This window comes from Delftia sp. 11MD (assembly GCF_050907895.1).
Taxonomy (GTDB): Bacteria; Pseudomonadota; Gammaproteobacteria; order Burkholderiales; family Burkholderiaceae_C; genus Comamonas; species Comamonas tsuruhatensis.
In genome coordinates this window covers 2,672,718-2,695,881 of record NZ_CP194333.1, presented here as the reverse complement: position 1 = coordinate 2,695,881, position 23,164 = coordinate 2,672,718, and the positions used below count along the sequence as shown (strand labels likewise).

At 66.9% G+C, this 23,164-nt stretch carries 21 protein-coding genes; 8 read left to right on the top strand and 13 right to left on the bottom strand.

Features of this window, described 5'->3' with window-relative positions:
- Positions 1-43: 43 nt before the first annotated feature.
- From ACRSCF_RS12145 to ACRSCF_RS12130, 4 genes are all read right to left on the bottom strand, one after another.
- Entirely contained in the window at positions 44-1,390 is a 1,347-nt protein-coding gene (locus ACRSCF_RS12145; RefSeq protein WP_034366685.1) for a sigma-54-dependent transcriptional regulator, read from the bottom strand.
- Positions 1,387-3,267, bottom strand: a complete 1,881-nt coding sequence (locus ACRSCF_RS12140) for a sensor histidine kinase (protein ID WP_244388087.1) — start codon at positions 3,265-3,267, stop codon at positions 1,387-1,389. Before ACRSCF_RS12140 ends, ACRSCF_RS12145 begins: the two co-directional genes overlap by 4 nt.
- 46 nt (positions 3,268-3,313) lie before the next feature.
- The gene (locus ACRSCF_RS12135) at positions 3,314-4,621 is read right to left on the bottom strand and encodes a dicarboxylate/amino acid:cation symporter (RefSeq protein WP_016446285.1); all 1,308 of its coding nucleotides are present in this window, start codon (positions 4,619-4,621) and stop codon (positions 3,314-3,316) included.
- Positions 4,622-5,091: 470 nt separating this feature from the next.
- Positions 5,092-6,666 carry a methyl-accepting chemotaxis protein gene (locus ACRSCF_RS12130; RefSeq protein ID WP_034366688.1) on the bottom strand — a complete coding sequence of 525 codons (1,575 nt, stop codon included), beginning with the start codon at positions 6,664-6,666 and terminating at the stop codon, positions 5,092-5,094.
- 259 nt (positions 6,667-6,925) lie between these two features.
- Here ACRSCF_RS12130 and ACRSCF_RS12125 point away from each other — a divergent pair, with 259 nt between their 5' ends.
- The 5 genes from ACRSCF_RS12125 to ACRSCF_RS12105 all read left to right on the top strand — a co-directional run bounded on the left by ACRSCF_RS12125 (position 6,926) and on the right by ACRSCF_RS12105 (position 10,457).
- A complete protein-coding gene (locus tag ACRSCF_RS12125; RefSeq protein ID WP_034366692.1) occupies positions 6,926-7,909 on the top strand; it encodes a MerR family transcriptional regulator in 984 nt (327 codons plus the stop codon).
- A complete protein-coding gene (locus ACRSCF_RS12120) occupies positions 7,870-8,502 on the top strand; it encodes a lipocalin family protein (RefSeq protein ID WP_034366695.1) in 633 nt (210 codons plus the stop codon). The genes ACRSCF_RS12125 and ACRSCF_RS12120 overlap by 40 nt, the downstream gene beginning before the upstream one ends.
- On the top strand, positions 8,499-9,548 hold the full coding sequence (locus tag ACRSCF_RS12115; protein WP_244388086.1) for an NAD(P)/FAD-dependent oxidoreductase: 1,050 nt from the start codon (positions 8,499-8,501) through the stop codon (positions 9,546-9,548). Before ACRSCF_RS12120 ends, ACRSCF_RS12115 begins: the two co-directional genes overlap by 4 nt.
- A 20-nt stretch (positions 9,549-9,568) precedes the next feature.
- Positions 9,569-9,748 carry a DUF2256 domain-containing protein gene (locus ACRSCF_RS12110; RefSeq protein WP_074931907.1) on the top strand — a complete coding sequence of 60 codons (180 nt, stop codon included), beginning with the start codon at positions 9,569-9,571 and terminating at the stop codon, positions 9,746-9,748.
- Positions 9,749-9,848: 100 nt separating this feature from the next.
- Positions 9,849-10,457 (top strand): DUF4337 domain-containing protein, encoded by a 609-nt coding sequence (locus tag ACRSCF_RS12105; protein ID WP_034366698.1) that lies wholly within the window; start codon positions 9,849-9,851, stop codon positions 10,455-10,457.
- A gap of 86 nt (positions 10,458-10,543) precedes the next feature.
- Here the strand turns inward: ACRSCF_RS12105 and ACRSCF_RS12100 are convergent, their stop codons facing one another.
- Positions 10,544-11,035, bottom strand: a complete 492-nt coding sequence (locus ACRSCF_RS12100) for a hypothetical protein (RefSeq protein WP_244388085.1) — start codon at positions 11,033-11,035, stop codon at positions 10,544-10,546.
- Positions 11,036-11,334: 299 nt separating this feature from the next.
- Between ACRSCF_RS12100 and ACRSCF_RS12095 the strand changes: the two genes are divergently transcribed.
- Positions 11,335-11,829 (top strand): MerR family transcriptional regulator, encoded by a 495-nt coding sequence (locus tag ACRSCF_RS12095; RefSeq protein ID WP_244388084.1) that lies wholly within the window; start codon positions 11,335-11,337, stop codon positions 11,827-11,829.
- A gap of 25 nt (positions 11,830-11,854) precedes the next feature.
- Here ACRSCF_RS12095 and ACRSCF_RS12090 read toward each other — a convergent pair whose 3' ends face one another.
- Positions 11,855-12,550 carry a type 1 glutamine amidotransferase domain-containing protein gene (locus tag ACRSCF_RS12090; protein ID WP_034366702.1) on the bottom strand — a complete coding sequence of 232 codons (696 nt, stop codon included), beginning with the start codon at positions 12,548-12,550 and terminating at the stop codon, positions 11,855-11,857.
- Positions 12,547-13,473, bottom strand: a complete 927-nt coding sequence (locus ACRSCF_RS12085) for an NAD-dependent epimerase/dehydratase family protein (protein WP_034366705.1) — start codon at positions 13,471-13,473, stop codon at positions 12,547-12,549. Before ACRSCF_RS12085 ends, ACRSCF_RS12090 begins: the two co-directional genes overlap by 4 nt.
- Positions 13,474-14,314: 841 nt before the next feature.
- Between ACRSCF_RS12085 and ACRSCF_RS12080 the strand changes: the two genes are divergently transcribed.
- Positions 14,315-14,731 carry a jacalin-like lectin gene (locus ACRSCF_RS12080; RefSeq protein ID WP_074922946.1) on the top strand — a complete coding sequence of 139 codons (417 nt, stop codon included), beginning with the start codon at positions 14,315-14,317 and terminating at the stop codon, positions 14,729-14,731.
- Positions 14,732-14,860: 129 nt separating this feature from the next.
- Here ACRSCF_RS12080 and ACRSCF_RS12075 read toward each other — a convergent pair whose 3' ends face one another.
- Positions 14,861-15,745, bottom strand: coding sequence for a LysR family transcriptional regulator (locus ACRSCF_RS12075; RefSeq protein WP_017407463.1), 885 nt, complete (start codon positions 15,743-15,745; stop codon positions 14,861-14,863).
- A 119-nt stretch (positions 15,746-15,864) separates the two neighbouring features.
- On the opposite strand from ACRSCF_RS12075, the gene argC reads away from it, so the two are divergent.
- Positions 15,865-16,833, top strand: coding sequence for an N-acetyl-gamma-glutamyl-phosphate reductase (argC, locus tag ACRSCF_RS12070; protein ID WP_244388083.1), 969 nt, complete (start codon positions 15,865-15,867; stop codon positions 16,831-16,833).
- A gap of 78 nt (positions 16,834-16,911) precedes the next feature.
- On the opposite strand, the gene ACRSCF_RS12065 is transcribed toward argC, so the two are convergent.
- From ACRSCF_RS12065 to ACRSCF_RS12045, 5 genes are read right to left on the bottom strand one after another with little or no spacing between them, the layout of a single operon-like run.
- A complete protein-coding gene (locus ACRSCF_RS12065) occupies positions 16,912-18,093 on the bottom strand; it encodes a dihydrodipicolinate synthase family protein (protein WP_034366708.1) in 1,182 nt (393 codons plus the stop codon).
- A gap of 14 nt (positions 18,094-18,107) precedes the next feature.
- Complete coding sequence (locus ACRSCF_RS12060) at positions 18,108-19,721, bottom strand: GMC family oxidoreductase (protein WP_244388082.1); 1,614 nt, start codon at positions 19,719-19,721, stop codon at positions 18,108-18,110.
- 11 nt (positions 19,722-19,732) lie between these two features.
- The gene (locus ACRSCF_RS12055; protein WP_016451528.1) at positions 19,733-20,518 is read right to left on the bottom strand and encodes a 3-ketoacyl-ACP reductase; all 786 of its coding nucleotides are present in this window, start codon (positions 20,516-20,518) and stop codon (positions 19,733-19,735) included.
- Positions 20,515-22,050, bottom strand: coding sequence for a GMC family oxidoreductase (locus tag ACRSCF_RS12050; RefSeq protein ID WP_244388081.1), 1,536 nt, complete (start codon positions 22,048-22,050; stop codon positions 20,515-20,517). Before ACRSCF_RS12050 ends, ACRSCF_RS12055 begins: the two co-directional genes overlap by 4 nt.
- Positions 22,047-23,162 carry an ABC transporter ATP-binding protein gene (locus ACRSCF_RS12045; RefSeq protein ID WP_324623145.1) on the bottom strand — a complete coding sequence of 372 codons (1,116 nt, stop codon included), beginning with the start codon at positions 23,160-23,162 and terminating at the stop codon, positions 22,047-22,049. The genes ACRSCF_RS12050 and ACRSCF_RS12045 overlap by 4 nt, the downstream gene beginning before the upstream one ends.
- Between the last annotated feature and the right edge of the window lie 2 nt (positions 23,163-23,164).

The following is a 23,164-nucleotide window of genomic DNA, read 5'->3' as shown; positions in this document are numbered from 1 at the left end:
AGCCGTTTCCCGAAAATCCGGGTTGGAGGCGGGCAACCAGCCCCTACCCATCCAGCCCGTACTTGCGGATCTTGTCGTGCAGCGTGGTCTTGGGGCTGCCCAGGGCTTCGGCCGTGCGCGCCAGGCTGCCGCCGTGGCGGCGCAGGGCGTCGGCGATGAGGGCGCGCTCGAAGGCCTCGACGGTGGCGGACAGCGGCCGGGGCGCGGTGTCCTGCGCGGTGGTGCCGGCCGGCTGGCCGAAGGGGGGCGAGCCGGTCTCGATGCCCAGCACCGTGCGCTCGGCCACGTTGCGCAGCTCGCGCACGTTGCCGGGCCAGTCATAGCCCAGCAACTGCTGCACGCGCGCGGTGGTCAGCTCGGGCACGGGCCGCTGGTGGCGCGCCGCGCCCTGCAGCGCGAAATGCTCGAACAGCAGCGGCACGTCCTCGCGCCGCTCGCGCAGCGGCGGCAGCGAGACGGTGGCCACGTTCAGGCGGTAGTAGAGGTCGGCGCGGAACAGGCCTTGTCGGCTCAATTCCAGCAGATCCACCTTGGTAGCCGCGATCACGCGGCAGTCGATGGGGATCAGGGTGTTGGAGCCCAGGCGCTCCAGCACGCGTTCCTGCAGCACGCGCAGCAGCTTGATCTGCATGGGCACGGGCATGCTCTCGATCTCGTCCAGGAACAGCGTGCCGCCGCTGGCGTGCTCCAGCTTGCCGATGCGCTTCTTGCCCGCGCCGGTATAGGCGCCGGCCTCGCTGCCGAACATTTCGCTGTCGAACAGCGTGTCGGGCAGGCCGCCGCAGTTGACGGCCACGAAGTTGCCATCGCGCCGCGCGCTGGCTTCGTGCAGGCAGCGTGCCACCAGTTCCTTGCCCGTGCCGGTCTCGCCCTGGATCAGCACATCGGCCGCGCTTTGCGCCAGGCCCGTGAGCATCTGGCGCAGCTGGCGCATGTTGGGCGCGCGCCCTATCAGCCGGTGCTCCAGGCTGTCGCGCTGCTGCAGTTGCTGGCGCAGCGCGCGCACCTCCAGCACCAGGCGGCGGCGCTCCAGGGCGCGGCGCACGGCGCCGACCAGGGTTTCGGGGGCGAAGGGTTTCTGGATGAAGTCCTGGGCGCCGTCCTTCATGGCCTGCACGGCCATGGAGATGTCGCCGTGGCCGGTGATCAGCACCACGGGCAGTTCCGGGTCCATGGCCACCAGTTCGCGCAGAAAGGCCATGCCGTCCATGCGCGGCAGGCGGATGTCGCTGACCACGATGCCCGCGAAGTCGCGCGACAGGCGCCGGCGCGCCTGCTCGGCGCTGCCCACGCTTTCGCAGGCGATGCCTTCGAGCTGCAGCGCCTGCTCGCAGCCGAGCACGATGTCGGGGTCATCCTCGATGATCAGGACTTTGAGGGCGTCGGTCATGGTGTGTCGGCAGAGGGTGTGGAGGGAGCCAGGGCCAGGCTCAGCGTGAAGACGGCGCCGCCGCCCGGATGGTTGCTGCCCGTCAGCGTGCCGCCGCATTCACGCACGATGCCGGCCGACAGCGCCAGCCCCAGGCCCAGGCCCACGCCCTCTTCCTTGGTGGTGAAAAACGGCTGGAACAGATGGGCCTGCGCCGCTTCGCTCAGGCCCGGCCCGTGGTCGCGCACGGTGACCTGGGCGCGGCCATCGGCCACGGCGCAGGCCAGCTCCAGGCAGGGCGCGGGCTGGCCGCGCATGGCGTCCAGGGAATTGTTGATCAGGTTGATCAGCACCTGCTCGATGCGGTTGCGGTCGCACCAGGCCACGGCCTCGGGCACGCCGTCATCGCTCAGGATGCGGGCGCCGGTCTCGGCCACGCGCGACTCCAGCACGGCCAGCGCATTGTCCAGGGCACGCGCCAGCGGCACGGCCTGGCTGGCACCGCTGGACTTGCGCGCAAAGTTGCGCAGCTGGCCCGTGATGCGGCCCATGCGGTCGGCCAGCTGCGCCATGCGCTCCAGGTTCACGCGCGTGGTTTCGGTATCGCCGCGCTCCAGAAAGCGTTGGCTGTTGCCGGCCAGGGTGCGCAGCGCCGTCAGCGGCTGGTTGAGTTCATGGGCCACGCCCGTGGACAGCTGGCCTATCACGGCCAGCTTGCCGGCCTGCACCAGTTCGTCCTGGGCGGCGCGCAGCGTGGCCTCGGCGTGGGTGCGCTCGGCCACCTCGGCCTGCAGCGCCTCGTTGGCGGCCGACAGGTCGGCCGTGCGCTGCTCCACCTTGCGCTCGAGCTCGTCGTGCGCGGCCTGCAGCGCCTCGCGCGCGGCCAGCCGGTCGCGCAGGTGGCGGCGGCGCTCGTTGACCATCATGGCCAGCAGCAGCACAAAGGCCGCGCCCACGGCTGCGGCCAGCGCGCGGCTCTGGGCCAGCTGGTCGACCTGCTCCAGGTGCGAGAGCACGGTGATCGTCCAGGGCGTGCCCGGCAGCTGGCGCGACTGGGCCAGGAAGCGGCCGCTGACCGGGTAGACCGAGCCCGGCGATTCCTCGCCATGGCGGGCAATGCGCACCAGGCGCGCGCCCTGGCCCAGGTCGCGCAGCACCTGCAGGCCCAGCGGCTCCAGCGCGCGGCGGTTGTACTGGCGCGTGTGGTCGAAGGCGGCGCGCGTGCCCTCGTCCAGCGTGCGCAAGGTGGTGAATTTCCAGTCGGAGACCGTGCCCAGGATGACGACGCCGTTCTCGTCGCCCACCAGCACGGGCGCCTCCACCGTGGACCACGATTGCTCCAGCTGGTCCAGGCTGACCTTGACCACGGCCACGCCCAGCGTGTGGGTGTCGTCGCCCAGGGTGGAGGCCAGGTAGTAGCCGGGTTCGCCGCGCGTGGTGCCTATGCCGAAGAAGCGCGCGCTGCCCGTGGCCATGGCCGTGCGGTAGTAGGGGCGAAAGCTCAGGTCCTCGCCCAGGTAGCTGTCGGAGCGCCGCCAGTTGCTGGAGGCCACGACATGGCCGCGCGCATCGACCAGGTAGGCGGTCAGCGTGCCCGCGCGGTCGTTGAGCTGCTCCAGGTAGGCGTTGACGCGGTTGGTGAGCTGCTCGTCGCCGGGCTCGGCCAGCAGCCTTTGCACATTGCCTTCCAGTGCCAGCACGTCGGGCAGGAAGGCGTATTTGCCGATCTCGCGCTGCAGGCTGGCGCCGTACAGCTCCAGCCGGTGCATGCCCGTGGCACGCAGATCGGCGATGCCCAGCCGCTGCGCCATCAGGTACGCACCCCAGCCGCTCAGCCCGCTCAGGGCAAGCCACAGCAAAAGCAGGATGAGCTGGCGCAGGGGGCGGCGGGCGGGCATGGTGAAGGCACCAATGTTATCAGTGCCCCCCAGCGCCGCCTGGGCCTCAGGCCGAGACAGCGGGCCGCCCTTCCTGGGAGTGCTCCATGGGCAGCAGCGACTCGTCGTCGTCCGTGGTGGCATTCGGATCGACCGCGCCTTCCCACTTGGCCACCACGGCCGTGGCAATGGCATTGCCCAGCACATTGGTCAGCGTGCGGCCCATGTCCAGGAAATGGTCGATGCCCAGGATCAGCAGGATGCCGGCCTCGGGCAGGCCGAACATGGGCAGCACGGCGGCCACCACCACCAGCGAGGCGCGCGGCACGCCGGCAATGCCCTTGCTGGAGACCATCAGCACCAGCAGCATGGTGATCTGGGCCGTCAGTGTCATGTCGATGCCGTAGGCCTGGGCGATGAAGATGGCCAGGAAGGTGGTGTAGACCATGGAGCCATCGAGATTGAACGAGTAGCCCAGCGGCAGCACGAAGCCGATGATGCGCGGCTTGATGCCGAACTTCTCCAGCTGCTCCATCAGCTTGGGATAGGTCGATTCGCTGCTGGCCGTGGAAAAGCCCACCAGCAGCGGGCCGCGGATCAGGTTCAGCAGGCGGAAGATGTCACGGCCCAGCACGACGTAGCCGGCCACGATCAGCAGCACCCACAGCGTGGCCAGGGCCAGGTAGAAGCACAGCATGAACTTGCCGAACACCGACAGCATGCCCAGGCCATGGATGGTGATGGTGCCGGCCACGGCGCCGAACACGCCCACGGGGGCGAAGCGCATCACGTAGTCGGTGACCTTGAGCATGATGTGGACCACTTCGTCCATCAGGCCCACCATGGAACGCGCGGCCTGGTTGTGCAGGTTGCCCAGCGCAATGCCGAAGAACAGCGCGAACACCAGGATCTGCAGCACCTCGTTGGTCGCCATGGCCTCGAAGATGTTCTTGGGGAACACGTGGGCGATGAAGTCCTTGAGGTTCAGCGCCGAGGTCTTGAGGTTCAGCCCTTCGGCCGACGACGGCAGGGCCACGCTCAGGCCATGGCCGGGCTGCAGCACGTTCGCATAGATCAGGCCGATGGCCAGCGAGCAGAACGAGGCCACGATGAACCAGCCCAGCGCGCGGCCGCCGATGCGGCCCACGGCCTTGGCGTCGCCCATGTTGGCCAGGCCCGACACCAGGGTGGCGAACACCAGGGGCGCGATGATCATCTTGATCATGCGCAGGAAGACATCGGTGAGGATGCCGAAGTAGCTGGCGATTTCCTTGGCGGCCTCGGGCGTGGGCGCGTAGCTGTTGCAGGCATAGCCCACCAGCACGCCGAGGACCATGGCCACGAGCACCATGGTGGTCAAGCGATTGAATTTCATGCGGATTTTTTCGTTGGACGTATTTCGGTCTTGCAAGCGAGCCCGGTCCGCCGCAGCCCCCGGGCCTCTGCCGGATGCCATTGCGAAGACGGGCTTGTCTCCCTGCACACACAACCACGACGCACGTGGCCTGCGCCTGACAGTGCACAGACCGTGCCAGCCGCATCCGGCACCTGCGCCGCGCGCTAACTGCTTGATTCGCCTATATCGACCTTACTTTTATGCATAAGGTGGAACGGAAATCCGAACAATGAAATGCAGGCGCCGTTCGGAAAACCGGATGGCGCGACCTGCGGGCTCCGGCCCTCCCGGGCCATGGCGCAACTGTTTGAACGCCGGCCGGTGCCCCGGGCAGGACGGCAGCAGCGGCTGATGCTCCGGCTCCTGTAGAGGGGCCCGCTCTCCCAGGGTCCCGCACCGTGTCTTCACCCGGTGCATCAACCCTGCCTCACCCCTGCGCCAACCCTGCCTCAACCCTGCGCCTGAGGCCCCAGGCGAAAAACGCTCACGGACTGCACAAGGTCATGCGCCTGCTGGCGCAGGCTCGTGGCTGCCGCCGCCATTTCCTCCACCAGGGCCGCGTTTTGCTGTGTCGCCTGGTCCATCTGCGTGACCGCCTCACCCACTTGTGCCACGCCGCTGCGTTGTTCGGCAGAAGCCGCGCTGATCTCGCCCATGAGGTCGGTGACGCTGCGTATGCTCATCACCACTTCAGCCATGGTGCCCCCCGCGCGGTCGGCCAGCACAGAGCCCTGCTCGACCCGCTCGACGCTGTCGGAGATCAGGGCCTTGATCTCCTTGGCCGCCGCCGCGCTGCGGCCGGCCAGGCTGCGGACCTCGGAGGCCACTACAGCGAAGCCGCGGCCCTGTTCACCGGCACGTGCAGCCTCCACCGCAGCGTTCAGCGCCAGGATGTTGGTCTGGAACGCGATGCCGTCAATGACGTTGATGATGTCGGCGATGCGGCGCGAACTTTCACTGATGCCCTTCATCGTGTCCACGACCTGGGTGACCACCTCGCCCGCCTGCCCGGCCACGCCGCTGGCCTGCTGCGCGAGCGCGTTGGCCTTGCCCGCTCCCTCTGCGTTCTGGGTCACGGTCGCTCCGAGCTGCTCCATCGAGGCCGCCGTCTGCTCAAGCGCGCTGGCCTGGCTCTCGGTTCGCGAGGACAGGTCGGTGTTGCCCTGGGCAATCTGGGTGCTTGCACTCGCCACGGATTCGCTGCCGCTGCGCACGACGGCTACGACCTGCGATAGCGCATCACTCATCTCGCCGAGGCTGCGCAGCAGGGTCCCCACTTCATCGTGGGTGGTGGCCTCCACCCGCTGCGTCAGATCCCCGCATGCCACCGCACGTGCCACCTGGATGGCCCGGCCGATGGGGCCGGTGATGGAGCGCGTGACCCAGGTGCCCAGCAAGGCGGCCAGCACGACGGCCACCAGCGCGCCCCCCAGCTCGAACGCCAGCGTCATTGCCGCCAGCGACTCGGTGCGCGTCAGGCGCTCGGCCATGAGCTGCTCCTCCTCCCGCACCAGGTCCGCCTGCAGTGCGCGCAGCCCATCCATGGCCGCCTTCTCGCGCCCCAGGGAGAACTCGCGAACCAGATCCTCGACCGTCGCCGTGCCGTCCTGGACTTGCCGCCGCAGCGCCTGCAGCGGCTGCACCGCCTGCACGAATTCACGGTGGCGCAGCCGGATTCCGTCGAGCCGGCGCTGCTGGGCGGGGTTGTCCTCGGTCAGGCGTACGGCCTCCTGCCAGGAGGCCTCGAACTCCTTGAGCCCTTCGTCCCAGGGGGCCAGAAAACGGGAGTCGCCCGACAGGAGATAGCCCCGCGAGGCCGTCTCCATGTTGACCATGCCCGTGAGCATGCGCTGTCCCTGGGACATCACCTTGAAGGTGTGCTCGTTCCATTGCTGGGCCTCCTTGAGCCGGGCCTGGCTGCTCACGGCCAGCGCGATGACAAGAAGAAAAATGGCGATGACGCATGCGAAGGCAGCTGCGAGACGGCGGGCCAGTGGCCAGTTGGACAAATTCATGATGATCATCGGTACGGACTGCGTAGCCGGAAAGACTGCACACGGGCGCGGCGATCACGATGTCAAGCCTCGCCTGCGCCTGGGGCAGTCATCTCCTGGCCGGGATCTACAGAGCACTCGCGCCAGCGGCTGCCGGGTGGCGGCCAGCGGGCCTGTGCTTTGTTTCTCTATGTAATATATTGGACAAAACATATTTTTGTCCTAGACAATTCGCAAAATCCCTCAAAACATTCCGGCCATGGCCGGACGTTTTGTTCCCTTCAGATCAATGACGCCACTTTCTGACCCCCTGCCTTTGGCGCCTGGCCCCGGGCTGCCCATCTCGGCCGTCGAACGCGAGACCGGACTTGCCAAGGACACCCTGCGTGTCTGGGAAAGACGCTACGGCTTTCCAAGGCCTGAACGGGATTCGGCAGGCGATCGCCGCTACCCGGCAGACCAGGTTCGACAACTGACCCTGATCCGGCGGCTCATGGATACGGGGCTGCGCCCCAGCAAGCTGATGGGCGTGGATCTGGACGGCCTGCAGGCGCTGCTGGCCCGCGCCGACACCTCGCCAGCCATGAATTTGTCCAGGACAAATTCAGAGAATGCAGCAGACTCTGACCGCTTCGCACCCATGCTCAACGCCATTGCCGCACATGATCCCGCCCAGCTCAGGCATTGCCTGAGCCTGGCCCAGTCGCGCATGGGCCTGGCCGGTTTCGTGACCACGCTCGTGGCCCCGCTGACCACGGCGGTCGGCGAATTCTGGGCACAGGGGCGTTTTGAAGTGTTCGAAGAGCACCTGTACACCGAGGTGCTCACCGGCGTCTTGAGGCAGGCGATCGCCTCGCTCGTCCCGCCTTCCCCGCCGCCCGCGCCCAAGGTGTTGCTGACCACGCTGCCGCAGGAGATGCATGGACTTGGGCTGCTCATGGTCGAAGCCCTGCTGACCCTGGAAGGCTGCAACTGCGTATCGCTGGGCACCCAGACGCCCATCGGCGACGTGGCACAGGCCGCGCGGGCGCATCGCGCCGACATCGTGGGGCTGAGCTTCAGCAGCGCGCACAACGGAGCGATGGCGCAGGCTTGCCTGGGCGAGCTGCGCAGCCACCTGCCGCCGGCCATCGAGTTGTGGGCCGGTGGAGCATGCCCGGCGCTTTATTCCAGCCCGGTCGCGGGCATCACGCCGGTGCGCCATCTCACGGATCTGCAACCGCTGGTCGCCCGATGGCGGCAGACGACAAGAACACCAAGGACATACGCATGAACTTTCCCGCCCCCCGCCCTGTCTTCACCGCCAGGCGGCGCACCCTGCTGGCAGCGGCCCTTGGCGCCGGCCTGCTGGCCAGCGGTTGCGCCAGCATGCGCCCGCCAGGCTCGGTCACGCCCGTCTCACCGTTCGACCTGCAGCGCTACCAGGGCCTGTGGTACGAACTGGCACGGCTGGACCATGGTTTCGAGCGGGGCATGACCGATGTGACCGCCGAGTACACGCCGCAGGCAGACGGCAGCGTGAAGGTGGTGAACCGGGGGTTTTCCGTGCCCCGGGGCCAGTGGCAGCGCGCCGTCGGCAAGGCCCTGTTCACGGGCAAGCCGGACACGGCTTCGCTCAAGGTCTCCTTCTTCGGCCCGTTCTACGGCGGCTACCATGTGGCCGCCCTGGACCCTGACTACCGCTGGGCGCTGGTCCTCGGGCCGGACACGCAGTACTGCTGGATACTGGCCAGGGAGCCGAAACTGCCCCCGCAGACGCTGCAATCCATCGTCGCCAAGGCCGGGGAACTGGGCGTCGATACCAGCGCGCTGATCTGGGTCAGCCATGATCGGCACCAGGAAGCGCGCAGCCAGGAGGCCTTGTGAACAGCCTGCCCCCCGTCGCGGTGATCGGCGCAGGAATGGCGGGTTTGGCCTGCGCACAGTTGCTGGCCGAGGCTGGCTGCCGCGTGGATATCTTCGAGAAAAGCCGAGGCCCATCCGGGCGCATGAGCACACGGCGCGCGCAGGATCCGCAGGGTGCGTGGCAGTGCGATCACGGCGCCCCATCGTTTGCAGCCCAGGACCCGGAGTTTGTGCAGGAGGTGCGCCAGTGGGAGCAGCACGGCGTTGTCGCCGCCTGGCGTCCGCGCGCAGTGCGCCTGCAGGGCACAGACGCGGTGCCCGCAGAGGCAGGCCCCGACCGCTGGGTGGGCGTGCCGCGCATGACCTCTCCCGCAGCGTTTCTTGTCCAGCGGCTTGGACAGCAGGGGCATGGCGTACGGCTGCACCTGCAGGCCACGGTGCAGCATTTGCAGCACGGGCCTGCCCGCTGGACAGTGCACTGTGCCGAACAAGGGCAGATGGGGCCGGAATACTGCGCCCTGGTGCTGGCAGTGCCTGCACCGCAGGCGGCAGCCTTGCTGGAGCCGGTCTCGCCCTATGCTGCGGCACTGGCCGCCAGCGCACGCATGCAGCCTTGCTGGGTGGCCATGCTGCGCACCGACGCCCCCCTGCCGCTGGACTGGGATGCGGCAGAAATCACGGATGGCCCGCTGTGCTGGGTGGCACGCGACAGCGCCAAGCCAGGGCGGCAAGGGCAACAAGGGCAGCAGACCTGGGTACTGCATGCCAGTGCACGGTGGAGCCAGGATCACATCGAATCGGACGCTGAATCCGTGGCCCGGCAACTGCTGCAGGCATTCGAGGCCCTGGCCGGCTCTCTGTCCGACTCTCTGCCAGGCGGCCTGCGCGTCACTGCCCACCGCTGGCGCTATGCGCTGCCGGCGCCGCACCTGGTCAACCGCTGCTGGTGGGATGCGCCTGCGGGCCTGGGCCTGTGCGGCGACTGGATGTGCGGCGCAGGCGTCGAAGGCGCCTGGCTCAGCGGACGGGCGCTGGCCCGGCGCGCCCTGGCCACGCTGACGCGCTGAACCACAGGAACGCCCGCGCCATGCACAAGAAGCCCCACCTTCCCTCCAAGCTGTGTGCGTGCTGCGGTCTTGCGTTCACATGGCGCAAAAAATGGGCACGTGATTGGGACGAGGTCAAATACTGCTCGCAGCGCTGCCGCACCGCGCGACTTCCGCCTGATCCCACTCCCTCATCTGCAGGCCGTCAGCCAAGGCGCTGACCTCCAAGCGGGCCATGCGCCCCGCACATTCTGGAGCCCTGGATTGCCGCCAGGCCGGCCCCATAATGCGCCACCCCATTGCATCAAGGAATTGGCACCTATGTCTTCCGGCGGCTTTCACGTCCACGGCCCACACGATCACGAACTCGAACATGCTGCCCAGGGCGAGCATGGCCACACCGCCCATCACGGCATCGGCGGCGGCAGCCTGACCAACCAGATCGCCATGTGCACGGCAGTCATCGCCACGGTGGGCGCCATCTTCGCGTACATGGGCGGCGCCACCCAGGCCAATGCCGGGCTGTACAAGAACGACGCAGCCATCAAGAAGACCGAAGCGGCCAACCAGTGGGCCTTCTTCCAGGCCAAGAGCACCAAGCAATCGCTGTCCGAGTTCGCGCGTGATCTGGCGACCACGGAGGACAGGCGGGCGGCCTACCAGGCCAAGGTGGAGCGCTACGAAAAGGAAAAGGACGACATCAAGCGCGATGCCGACCGCCTGGAAGCCGAGGCCCGGCAATGGGACGAGAAATCCGAGATGCAGATGCACCTGCATCACCGCTGGGCGCAGGCCACCACCGCGCTGCAGGTCGCCATTGCCCTTGCAGCCATCGCGCTGCTGACCAAGAAGAAATGGCTGGAATACGCCATGCTCGGCGTGGCAGCGCTGGGCCTTGGCGTGGGCGGGCTGGCCATGCTGCACATCTAGAGCGTGTGGCAAAGCCGCAAAGCCGCATATCCGCCTTGGAAGGCAGCTGTGAAACCGCCCCCTGATTCCCAGGCCTTGCCTGCGGCTCAGTCCTCGCTGGGACGGGGGTAGCCTGCCTCTGCCCACGCTTGCGCAGACGTCCGGGTGAGCTGATGGTCTGGCCTGACTCCCACCTTGGCCAGCTCGCTGCCGTCGGCGGCAGTGGCGGTGAGCGTGGCGCTGGGATTGTCCTCATCGGGCTCGATATCCAGAGAGACGGTCACGCGTAACCCGCCCACCATGATCTGCACATCCTTGTGCAACTGCGCTGCCAGATGCTGCTCATGCCGGCGCATCACCTCGTGCGCCGTCTTCACCAGTGTGTTGAAAGCGGAAACGTCCAGCGGCTTGGGATTTTTCTTGTCGCGGCCCATGGTCCACGGGCCGACCAGGCTTGGCTCCGCCTGGCCGTCCTGGGTCATGGCAACGGCCCAGCCATCGTCGTCTTCATTCTTGATGACGCGGGCCTCCCAGCCGTTGTGATGCCAAAGGCGGTCTTCGAAGATTGAGACGACTTCTTGTTCGAGTTCTGCGGACATGTCCAGACCCTTCCCTTGTGGAAACTATCGAGCCCGAAATTCTACTGTCCATCCATACAGTTCGCGCGCAGGGGTCTATTGCGCAAGCGGCGGCTTCCACGGGGCCATGACACCCGGCAGATACGGTAGCCACGGCAGTCAAAGCAGGCGTGCAGGCTGGTCAGCGGCTGACCGAGCTGCGTCAGGTTGCCTCGCTTGCACGTTGCGCTCGCCGCAAATTGCCGCTGGAGCGAAGGGCTTGCGAGTACGATAAGCTTCAAGTCTTATTGAAGGTCAAGGCATCCCTGCCGAGGTCACGTATGAACATTGGCGAACTGAGCAAACGCACAGGCCTGTCCACATCACGCATTCGTTTTTATGAGCAAAGCGGCCTGCTGCAAGCGGCTGAGCGTGGCTTGAATGGCTACCGCAGCTATCCGCCTGAGATGGTGCAGATGCTGGAGCTGATTGCGATTGCGCAAGGGGTGGGCTTCAGCCTGGATGAAATTCGTGCACTCTTGCCGCCCGGCCTGCAAGGCTGGGACCATGAGGCCGTCGTAGGCGCGCTGCGCCAAAAAATTGCCGATATCAAGGCCATGGAGAAAAAGCTGCAGACCAGCAAAAAGCAGTTGCAGGCTTTGTTGTCCGATATTGAAGCGCGGCCAGACAACATGGATTGCCATGACAACGCACGCCGTGTGCTCTCCCATGTACTGGCCCAGCAATCCGAATCCTTGGCCTCTGAAGCAGCGGCCGAAGAAAAAATGGGCAAGCTCATGCGCACCGGACACAAGAAGCGGGCAAGCGCGGCATAGGCCTGCACCAGTTTGGAGCGCGGCCCTAGCGCGTTGCCAAAGCCTGCACCACCTGCTTTGCAGTCGCTTTGGCCGACCCCGGGTTTTGCCCGGTGATGAGGCGGCCATCGGCCACCACATACGACATAAAAGGCAGCAAGGCTTTCTGATAGCGCGCACCGCGCATCTTCATCTCCTGCTCGGCGTTGTAGGGCATGGACCGGGCCACTCCGGCCAGGATTTCTTCCGTCCATGAAAAACCCGTGACCTGTTTGCCCGCGACCAGCAAAGAGCCGTCGCTGAGCTGCGTATTGAGCAGGCCGCAGTAGCCGTGGCAAACCGATGCAACGATGCCACTTCGCTCCCAGATGCTGCGTGTGATGCGCTGCAGCCCCGCACTATCGGGAAAATCCCACATCACCGCATGCCCTCCGGTGAAGTAGATGGCATCGAAATCGTTCGCATCGATATCGGCAGGTGCCGCAGTGTTCGCCAGCAGGGCCATGCGCGCGGGATCATCGAGCCAGGCTTTGGCCGAAGCATCGAAGTGCGGCCATTGGAGTGCGCGCGGCTCCAGCGGTACGGCGCCACCCAGCGGGCTCACCAGTTGCTGCAGATACCCTTGCGCAGCAAACACATCCCAGGCATGGGTCAGCTCCGACAGCCACAGCCCTGTGGCGTGCGCAGGGTCGTCGTAATGAGCGACATTGGTGACGACATGCAAGATACGTGGCGTGCTCATGATGACTCCTGCGCGATGTGCTTGAGGCCCTGTGCGTAGCTGGTGACAGCAAAGTCGGGAAAGCGGCGCTTGAACTTGGACGAATCAAACACATTGTCGTGCGCGTAGCGTGGCAGCAGTTCACGCAGTTCGCGCACGGGCTTGGAGACCCAGCCAGCAACCACCATGGCCAGGTGGCTCAGTACCTTGTAGCGCGGCTCAACCTCAAAGGTTGCAGCCGCCAGGTTCACAAAGGCCTGATAGGTCAGCCGCTCGTCCCAGCAAGGCAGATGCCAGGTCTGGCCATACGCATCTTGCGCATTGCCAATGGCTGCCATGGCGCGGCTTGCATCGGGCGTCCAGATCAGGGTGCGCAGCTTGTCGTCACGCACCGGCACTTTGGCCTTCTGGCCCGCCTTGAGCGGGCCGATCACCAGGGTGTTGGTGATGCTTTGGGTTTTGCCGGGGCCGTAGAACTCTGGCGCGCGGGCAATGGCGACGGGGATATCGCCGCGCTGCATCTCGGCCAGCACCATCTCGGCCATCAAGGCGCGCACGCGCCCCTTGCGGCCCACCGGGGCAAAGGCGGTTTCCTCGGTCTGCCGCTGCGCGGTTTGCGGGTACATGTAGGTGTTGTCGAAGTAGACAAACTTGGCCCCCGCTGCCCGCGTGGCATCGAGCGCGTTGCGCAGCATGGCAGGAAATTGCCCCTCCCATAACTCGGTGTCTGGTGGCAGGCCAGCGGTGAAGTACACGACCTCGCTGCCACGCACGGCCTCCAGGGTTTGCGCGGAATTCATCAGGTCGGCGGACACCAGCTCGTCCGTATCGTTCACCTTGCGCGGCTTGCGGCTGACCAGGCGCAGGTTCTGGGTGTAGTTGCGGTGGAGCTCGCGCGCCAGCTCCACAGCGATCTGGCCATTGGCGCCCAAAATGGTTTGCATATCGATCCTTGCAGCATGTTGTGTGATGAGAGGATAAGGAGCTTAAGCTTCAAGTTGAGTTGAAGGTCAAGTGGCAAAACTGCAGGTCCCTGATATCAGGTCGAAGCCCCCTGCCGACTCGCTGGCTGTCTGAAGAAACCCGGCACTTCCATCATGTCGGGGAGCCTGGAGCCTGGACACTGCGGCCTGCTTTGGTGCACCTGGTGAAGGCCCGGTTCGGGTCGGCAGCGCCTGTGCATGAGCCGCGATGGCGGACTTGCCTCTTTGCGGTTGCTCATCTGTGGTCCGAACTTGTCGGCTTTATCAAGACTGCCACCGCACACCGCCATCAATTGCTGCAATGGGTGCAATGAGAGCAATGAGAGCAATGGCAGCAATGTGTGTACAGCAGCTATTTGATGCGATCAGAATGCACCACCACCATTGAAAAGAAGAAGCCATTCTCAATCCAATGATTGAATTGACAACTTCCGATGGACGCCGCTTATTCAATGTGACAGAATGAAACGCCAGCAATGAATGGCCTGAAGACCTCTGATGATGGCAGTGGCAAATATTGCCATGGCGATCGCAATGACAGGACGAAAAACTGGATGTACCGCTATTGAGATCCAGAAATCAAATCGTGTTGACTTCGCGCATTTCGGAGGGATCGTTTGGTCAATGAACGTCAGAGCGTACTCTTTTCAACCGCACCTCATCTGCACTGGAAGCGCACTACGGCCATTGTCGCCATTCGGCCAATCATTGAATCCAGCTTCTGGCTTTCGAGCCTTACGCTTCTATGAACATCGCCCCGTAGAAGCCAAAAAACCAAGGGCGATTGACAACGGAGATTTATATGCCTTACAAGAAAAGTCAACAAGTCGGCGGTCAGGGTGGAGACGAATTTTCCGATGATCTGACCCAAGTGGTTCGAATTGTGAGGATTTCGATCAGGCATGGAGCCAGAGTCGATGCCATCCAAACCACATGGCTTCTGACAGACGGAACACAACTCACTGGTGCACGCCATGGTGGCGGGGGCGGCGAAGAAACTGTGATCGAGTTTGGCAGCAACGAGCACATCGTTACGATACAAGGGCGAAGCGGAAGTCGAATTGATTCCCTGACCATTACCACCAACAAGAAGTCCTACGGCCCCTACGGAGGCGACGGAGGGAAACCCTTCGGCCCCATTCCTGCTGAAGCAGCGGGTGGATTCTTTGGTCGTTCCGGCACAAATGTTGACGCGATAGGCGTTTTCATTCCAGCGTAGTGTCAAGCCGGTGATGGTGCCATCGCATCAACAAGGCACCGAAACGGACTGGGATGAAGCCGAGGTTTATTCCAGTCCGCTCATCGGCTCTATGGATTCCTGCTGTCAATCAGGCATCAATCAGCAAAGTCAACGCCCCCGCATCCCCATCAAAACCTCAATCGTCACCGTCGTCGCGTCGTCATCCGGCCTTTTGCGATGCGCGATGCCCAACGCCCTTGACAGTGCCGGCCGCAGGGGCCGCGTGGTGATGCGGGGGTCAGGCTGCGGTGCGCCGGCCTCATGGGGCAGCAGCGCGGCGCCGTAGCCCGCCGCCACCAGGCTCTTCATTGCGTCGTTGTAGTTCAGCTCGATGCGTGCCTGCGGCCGGGCGCCGCCTGCGGCAAACCATTCGGCAGTCTGGCGCGACAGCCGGGTGCCACGGTCGTTGGCGATCAGCGGACGGGCTGCAAGCCAGGCGGGCGTGATGTGCCGCGGAGGCTTCCAGGCGGCCGGGATGAAGGCCAGCACGGGGTCCTGGCGCCAGGCCTGCACCTGCAGCCCGCGCAGCACGGGCTGCGGCAAGGCAACGATGCCGATGTCCAGGCTGCCGGCAGCCAGGCGCGCCAGGGCTTCCTCGCTGGTCATCACCGCCACTTGCACGTCGATCTCGGGATGCCGGGCGGCCAGGGTTTCCAGTGCCTGGGGCAAGAGGTGCGCGAGTGCGCCGGTGGAGGCGCCCAGGCGCACGCGGCCCCCGCGCGTGGCGATCTGGCGCTGCACGGTCTGCAGGAGATCGTCGGCCTCGGCCAGGAGCTGGCGCGCCTTGTCTATCAGCAGGCTGCCGGCCGATGTGGCGGTGACGCCGGCCGGTGCGCGGTGCAATAGACGAGTTCCCAGACGTTCTTCGAGCTGCGCCACATGCAGCGTCACCGTGGGCGGCGCCAGGTGCAGCACCTTGGCGGCGGCGGCGAATGAGCCCAGGTCGGCCACCGTCAGCAGGGTGCGCAGACGGTCCAGATTGATTTCGCGCATGGTGCGGTGTCCCAGGTTGCCAGCAATTCAGGAATCATGAATCCGTAGTTTGTCAGATTCAACTGGCCTGCATGCGGCAGGCGCTGCACCATGCGCTCCACACCCAATCGGAGCAACCCATGACCTCTCTTGTTTTCATCGATGGCGACCAGGGCACCACCGGCCTGCAGGTGCGCGAATGGCTGGCGGATCGGACCGACCTGCGCCTGCTGCAGCTGCCGGCCGACCAGCGCAAAAGCACGGCGCACCGCGCCGAGGCGCTCAACGACTGCGACATCGCCTTGCTGTGCCTGCCGGACGAGGCTGCGCGCGAGGCCGTGGCGCTGGTGCGCCGGCCCGGCGTGCGCGTGATCGATGCGAGTTCTGCGCATCGCACCGCGCCGGGCTGGGTCTATGGCCTGCCGGAACTGGAGGCAGGCCAGGCTGAACGCATCGCCCATGCCCGGCGCGTCAGCAATCCCGGCTGCTATCCGACAGGTGCTCTGGCACTGCTCAGGCCCTTGATCGACGCGGGCCTGCTGCCCCCCGACTACCCGCTGGCCATTCACGCGGTATCGGGCTATTCGGGACGGGGCCGCGCAGGGCTGCTGGACCATGAGGGCGCTGCCGCCGCCACTGCCGTGCCCCTGCAGGTCTATGGCCTGGGGCTGCACCACAAGCACGTGCCCGAGATACAGCAGCATGCCGGCCTGGCCCATGCGCCGGTGTTCGTGCCGGCCTATGGCCACTACCGGCAAGGCATCGTGCTGACCATCGCCCTGCATCTGCGGCTGCTTCCCGCTGGCGTGACTGCCCGCAGCCTGCACGCTGCGCTGCAGGCGCGGTACCAGGACCAGCCGTGCATCGAGCTGCAACCCCTGGTGGCGGACGCCGATGCGCAGCGGCTCGATCCGCGCGCGCTCAATGGCAGCAACCGGATGCGGCTGGCGGTGTTCGGACAGCCGCAGGAGCAGCAGGTGCTGCTGACCGCCGTGTTCGACAACCTGGGCAAGGGCGCCGCCGGCGCGGCGGTGCAGAACCTTGATCTGATGCTCGGGCTGCAGCCGATGCTGCAGCCAGGATGCGATGAATCCCTGAGCGTGGTGTGAGCCTGGTGTGAGCGTGGAGTGAGTGCGGTGTGAGCTGCCGGCCTGGGGAAGACGAGGCAAGATCCGGGCAATCCTGCTTCAAGCCTCGACGCCACAGGCCACCGACAGATAGCTTTTCATGCGCGCGCTGGCCCGCTCCGGGTCGGCCAGCGCACCGCAGGCATCGGCCAGCTCGAACACCTTGGCAAAGTGCACGGCCCCGCGTGCAGACTGCATTGCGCCGGCCATGGAGAAGTGCTTCTGGTGGCCATTGAGCCAGGCCAGGAACACGATGCCTGCCTTGTAGTGCCGCGTGGGCGCGCAAAAAATCTCGCGCGACAGCGCCACCGTGGGATCCAGCAGTTCCCGGAAGCGTCCGCTGCGGCCCCGGGCCAGTTCGGCCAGCGCCACGGCCGCCACCGGGGCGATGGGGTCGAAGATGCCCAGCAGGCCGTGGGAGTGGCCGCCCTCACCGGCTGCCGTCCCATCGCCGGCCATGAGTTCGGCGTAGTGGAAATCGTCACCCGTGTACATCTTCACGCCCGCAGGCAGCCTGCGGCGCAGCGCCCTCTCCCATTGCGCATCGAGCAGCGATACCTTGATGCCTTCGACCTTGGGCGCCTTCGCTGCGATCAGCGCGGCGACGGTATCAAGGGCCTGCGCCAGGTCCGTACTGCCCCAGTAGCCGCGCAGCGCAGGGTCGAACATCTCGCCCAGCCAGTGCAGCACCACGGGCTGGTCGGCAGCGTCCAGCAGCCGGTCATAGAGTTGCAGATAGTCCTGCGGGCCGCGCGCGGCCTGGACCAGGGCGCGGCTGGCCATGAGGACCACGGGGCAGCCTTCGGCCTGCACCACATCCATCTGCTCGCGGTAGGCCCCCTCGACCTGTGCCAGCGTGACCCCGGGTTGCGCCGCCAGCTGGTCAGTGCCCGCGCCGCAGGCCAGCTGGCCGCCCACTGCCCGCGCATGGCGCGCGCTGCGCTGGATGAGTTCGCGTGCCGATGGCCAGTCCAGGCCCATGCCGCGCTGGGCCGTGTCCATGGCTTCGGCGACCTTGAAGCCCAGGCGGTACAGATGCTCGCGGAAGGCCAGCGTCGCCTCCCAATCGATGGCAGGCGGGCTATCCCAGGGATGCGTGGCGGCCAACGGGTCGATCACCACATGGGCCGCTGCGTAGACGCTGCGGTTGAAGGCAGGGGCCGGGCCCGCGGGAGCGATGGGACTGGCCTTCATGGCCAGTGGCACGAGACGGCCGTCGCTTCGGGGAAGGAGGATCTGCATGGGGGTCTCCTGCCTCAAGCCCGTCGGCCGAGGATGTGGTCGGCAGCCTTCTCGGCCACCATGATGGTGGGAGCGTTGGTGTTGCACGAGGGGATGAAGGGCATCACGGACGCATCGGCCACGCGCAGCCCCTCCATGCCGATGAGCTGCAGTTGCGGCGTCACCACGCTGTCCGGGTCGTGCTCGGGGCCCATGCGGCAGGTGCCCACGGGATGGTGGTCGGTCTTGGCATGGGCGCAGGCGTAGTCAGACAGTTCGGCATCGCTGTCCCGATGTCCGCCCGGCAATACCTCGCCGTGCACGTAGCGCCGCAGCGCTGGCTGGCACAGCAGCTTGCGCGCAAGGCGCAGGCCCTTGATGGACATGGCCCGGTCATGCGGATCGGCCCAGTAGTTGGGATCGATCAAGGGCGCCGACGCCGGGTCTGCATCCGCGAGCCGGACCGTGCCACGCGAGCGGGGGCGCAGGTAGGCCGTGTTCAGCGTCACGCCCGCGTTCTCCAGCCCGGTCATTCCGGCTTCTATGCCCGAGCCCAGCCCCAGATGGAACTGGATGTCGGGCGAGCGCGCGAGCGCATCGGGGTCTGCATACCAGAAGCCCCCGGTCTCGAAGAGGCTGGAGGCGGCCGGCCCTTTCTTGAGCAGCAGGTACTGCAGGCCCGCCCAGGCCGCGTGCCAGGGGCGCTGGTATTTGTCGTAGGTGTGGTCGCCCGTGCATTCGGCGATCACGAACAGGTCCAGGTGGTCCTGCAGGTTGGAGCCGACACCAGGGAGGTCATGCACAGGCGCCAGCCCCACGCTGCGCAGATGGTCGGCAGGGCCTATGCCGGAGTGCATCAGCAGCCTGGGCGAGCCTATGGCGCCCGAGCAGACGATGACTTCGCGGCTGGCGTGCACGCTGAAAGGCGTGCGGCTGGTGCCCGAGACCGCCTCCACGCCAACCGCGCGCCTGCCCTGCACCAGCACGCGCAGCGCCTGGGTCTGCAGCTGGATGGTCAGATTTGGGCGGCGCATGCGCACCGGATCGATGAAGCCCGTGGCGGCCGACGCACGGCGCGCATTCCACTGCGTGAGCTGGTAGTAGCCCAGGCCCTGCTGCGCGGCGCCGTTGAAGTCGGGGTTGAAGGGCATGCCCATTTCCTGGCCGGCCTGGAAGAAGGCCTCGCAGATGGGCAGCGGGCTGACGGGGCAGGACACGCCCAGCGGGCCGCCGTAGCCGTGGTACTCGTTGGCAAAGCGCTGGTTGTTCTCCGACCGCTTGAAGTACGGCAGCACGTCGCGCCAGGACCAGCCCGTGGCGCCGCCCAGGCGCTCCCAGTCGTCATAGTCTGCCGGCACGCCGCGCGTGTACAGCTGGGCGTTGATGGTCGAGCCGCCACCGATGACCTTGGCCTGCGTGTAGCGCAGCACGCGCTGGTTCAGATGCCGCTGCGGCACGGTCTGCCATCCCCAGGAGCCCCGGCCCCGGGTCATGCGCGCAAAGCCCGCAGGCCAGTGGTACAGAAGATGCGAGTCCCAGCCCCCGGCCTCCAGCAGCAGCACGCGCACCGAGGGGTCGGCGCTCAGCCGGTTGGCCAGCACGCAGCCGGCCGAGCCCGCGCCCGTGATGATGTAGTCATAGCTGTCCATGGTCATCCTCCTCACAGCCGCGCGATGGAGAGCGCGCCATCCACATGCAGCACCGACCCCGTCGCAAACGCCAGCCTGCCGCTGGCCAGCGCGCTGGCGGCCTGCGCCACGTCCTCGGGCCGGCCCCAGCGGCCCATGGGCACAAGGCCCGCAGCGATCAGGCCGTCGTACCGATCGGCAGCACCCGCCGTCATGGCCGTGCGGACGATGCCGGGGCGCAGCTCGAACACGCCAATGCCGTGCGCCGCCAGACGCAGCGCGAACAGGCGCGTCAGCATGCCCAGGCCGGCCTTGGACAGGCAGTACTCGCCGCGCTCCACCGACGCCATCTCGCCGCTGACCGAGGACACGGTGACGATGGACCGCGCAGCGCCCGAAGGCGCAGCCAGCATGCGCTGCGCCACGGCCTGCGTGAAAAAGAAGCTGCCGCGCAGGTTGGTGGCCATCACCCGGTCGAAGTCCTCGGCGCGGATGTCCAGCAGATCGCCGCGGCGCGGCGAGCCCATGCCTGCGTTGTTGACCAGGCAGGACGGCACACCGCCCCAGGCGCAGACCGCATCGAGTACACGAGCGTGGTCGTGCACGTCGGCCAGGTCGCCGCGCACACGCAGCGCACGCGCGCCGCAGGCCTGGATCTGCGCGACGCTGGCGCCGTCACTGGCGCCATCGTCCTGCAGCGTGGTGATGGCCACGTCAAAGCCGTCGTGCGCCAGTTGCAGCGCAATGGCGGCGCCTATGCCCTGGCTGCCGCCGGTGACCAGGGCCACGGGGCGCCGTGCCGTCGATTGCGGATTCATGGCAGCAGCTCCTGAAGGTGGTGACGCAGGTGACTGCCCACGCGCAGGGCCTGGGCCGCCACGGTCAGCGCGGGGTTGACGGCGGCAGAGGACGGGAAGAATCCCGCATCGACCACATACAGGTTGTCCAGCTCCCAGGCCTTGCACTGCGGGTCCAGCGCCGAGGTGGCCGGATCACTCCCAAGGCGCACCGTTCCGCACTGGTGCGACACCACCTCGGTGCCGAAGCCGCGCGACAGCACCAGCGGGTAGCCGGTGCCGCGCAGTATCTGGGCGCAGCGCGCCACCCAACGCTGGTGGGCGCGCAGGTTGGTGCGGTGCCAGTGCAGGTCGATGGCTCCGTCTGCGCGCAACGTGACGCGGCTGCTGGGGTGGGGCAGGTCCTCGCTTTGCGCGTACCAGTCCACACTGCGCTCGGCCAGCGCGCTGCGCAGCCACCTCGGGGTGCCCGGCAGGGCGGCACGCAGCATGGGCTCGCGGATCTTTCCCAGCAGTTGCAGGCTGCCCAGCGGCGGGCCGCCCGCGCCGTCGCCGAAATAGAAGTCGTGCAGCGCCAGCGTCTTGGGAAAGCGCGTGCGGTTGCGCCTGAACGGGTGCCATGCCATCAGGGCCGTGGTGTTGTGCGTCATGTAGTGGCGGCCCACCACGTCGCTGCCATTGGCCAGGCCGCGCGGATGCCGCGCATTGGCCGAGCGCAGCAGCAGGGCCGCCGAGTTGATGGCGCCGGCACTGAGCACGAACAGCCCCGCCGTGATGCGGCGCGCCACGCCGCGGTCCACCACCTCCGCCGCGACGACGCGCCGCCCGCCCCCATCGGTGAGCAGGCGCTGAACGCGCACGCCGGTGTGCAGCCGCACATTGCGGTGCGCCAGCGCAGGCCGCAGCAGGCAGGTTTCGGCATCGCCCTTGGCCCCCACCATGCAGGGCACGGCGTCGCAATTGGCGCAGCGCCGGCAGTGCCCGCCCGGTCCCAGGTCGATGGCGCAGGGCATGGGAAACGGCCGCAGGCCCTGGGCACGCAAGCGCTGCTCGATGCGCGAAAGCAGCGGCTCGTGCGGCACCGGGGGATGGGCATAGGCCGTGCTGCGCGGCGGCTCCGTGGGGTCGGCACCGCCCTGGCCGCGCACGCCGAACAGTTGCTCGGCCAGGGCATACCAGGGTTCGAGATCGGCATAGCGCAGCGGCCAGGCGGGCGAGATGCCCTCCTCATGCTCCACCGCCTCGAAATCGCGCTGCCGAAAGCGCAGCATGGCCGTGCCGTAGAACTTGGTGTGCCCGCCCACGAAATAGAACATGCCGGGCCGAAACGCCCGCCCGCTGGCGTACCAGACCTCGTCGGTCTGGTAGCGTCTTTCGGCGAAGACGGCCTCGATGTCCCAGTTCTGCGCCTCGCGCGGCAGCACCGGGCCGCGCTCCAGCACCCATACGCCCGCACCGCTGTCCGCCAGTTGCAGGGCCACGGCCGAGCCGCCCACGCCCGAGCCGATGATGAGCACATCGCAGTCCAGCCCGTTGTGCGCCATGGCGGTCATGCGATCAGCGCCTGGGTGGCGGCATCGAAGCAGACCAGCCGAGACAGGTCGATCAGCAGGCGTGCCCTGTCCCCGGCGCGCAACGGCGCATCGGGCGACAGCCGCGCGGTGAACGCATGGCCACCGAGCTCCAGCAGGGCCAGCGTGTCCGATCCGGTGGGCTCCAGCAGCTCGACGCGGGCCTCGGCCACGCCCTGGCCGGGGGCGGCCGGCACGCCTTCGGGCGCCAGGCCCACGGCCTCGGCACGTATGCCGGCAATGACTTCGCGGCCCGCATGGCCCTGCAGCGCGGTGGCCAGCGGCTGCGGCAGGGGCAGGGACTGACCGCCGATATCGAGGAAGGGACCGCCCTGCCCCTCACCCGCCCCCTCACCCACGCGCGCAGGCAGCAGGTTCATGCGCGGCGACCCCATGAAGCCCGCCACAAAGGTGTTGGCCGGCCGGTTGTAGACCTGCTGCGGCGTGCCCAGCTGCTGCAGCACCCCGCCCTTCATGACGGCGATGCGCGTGGCCAGGGTCATGGCCTCGATCTGGTCGTGCGTGACATAGATGATGGTGGCGCCCAGGCGCTGATGCAGCTTCTTGATCTCGGCGCGCATGTCCACGCGCAGCTGGGCATCGAGGTTGGACAGCGGCTCGTCGAACAGGTAGAGCTGCGGCTCGCGCGCCAGCGCCCGCCCTATGGCAACGCGCTGGCGCTGGCCGCCCGACAGCTGGCGCGGCTTGCGCCCCAGCAGGTGCTCTATCTGCAGCAGCCTGGACACCTCCTGCACCCGCGCAAGGCGCCGCGACTTGTCCACCTTGCGCATCTCCAGCGGAAAGCCGATGTTGCCCGCCACGGTCATGTTGGGGTATAGCGCATAGGACTGGAACACCATGGAGATGTCGCGCTCGGCCGGCGCCGCGTGGGTGATGTCGCGGCCGCCCAGCGCCAGGCGGCCGCCGCTGGGCGGCTCCAGGCCCGCGATGATGTTCATCAGCGTGCTCTTGCCGCAGCCCGACGGGCCGACGAGGACCAGGAATTCGCCCTCCTGCACGGCAATGCTGATGTCCTGCAGGATGCTGGCCGCGCCGAAGCGCTTGTGGATGCGGTCGAGATCAAGGAATGCCATGG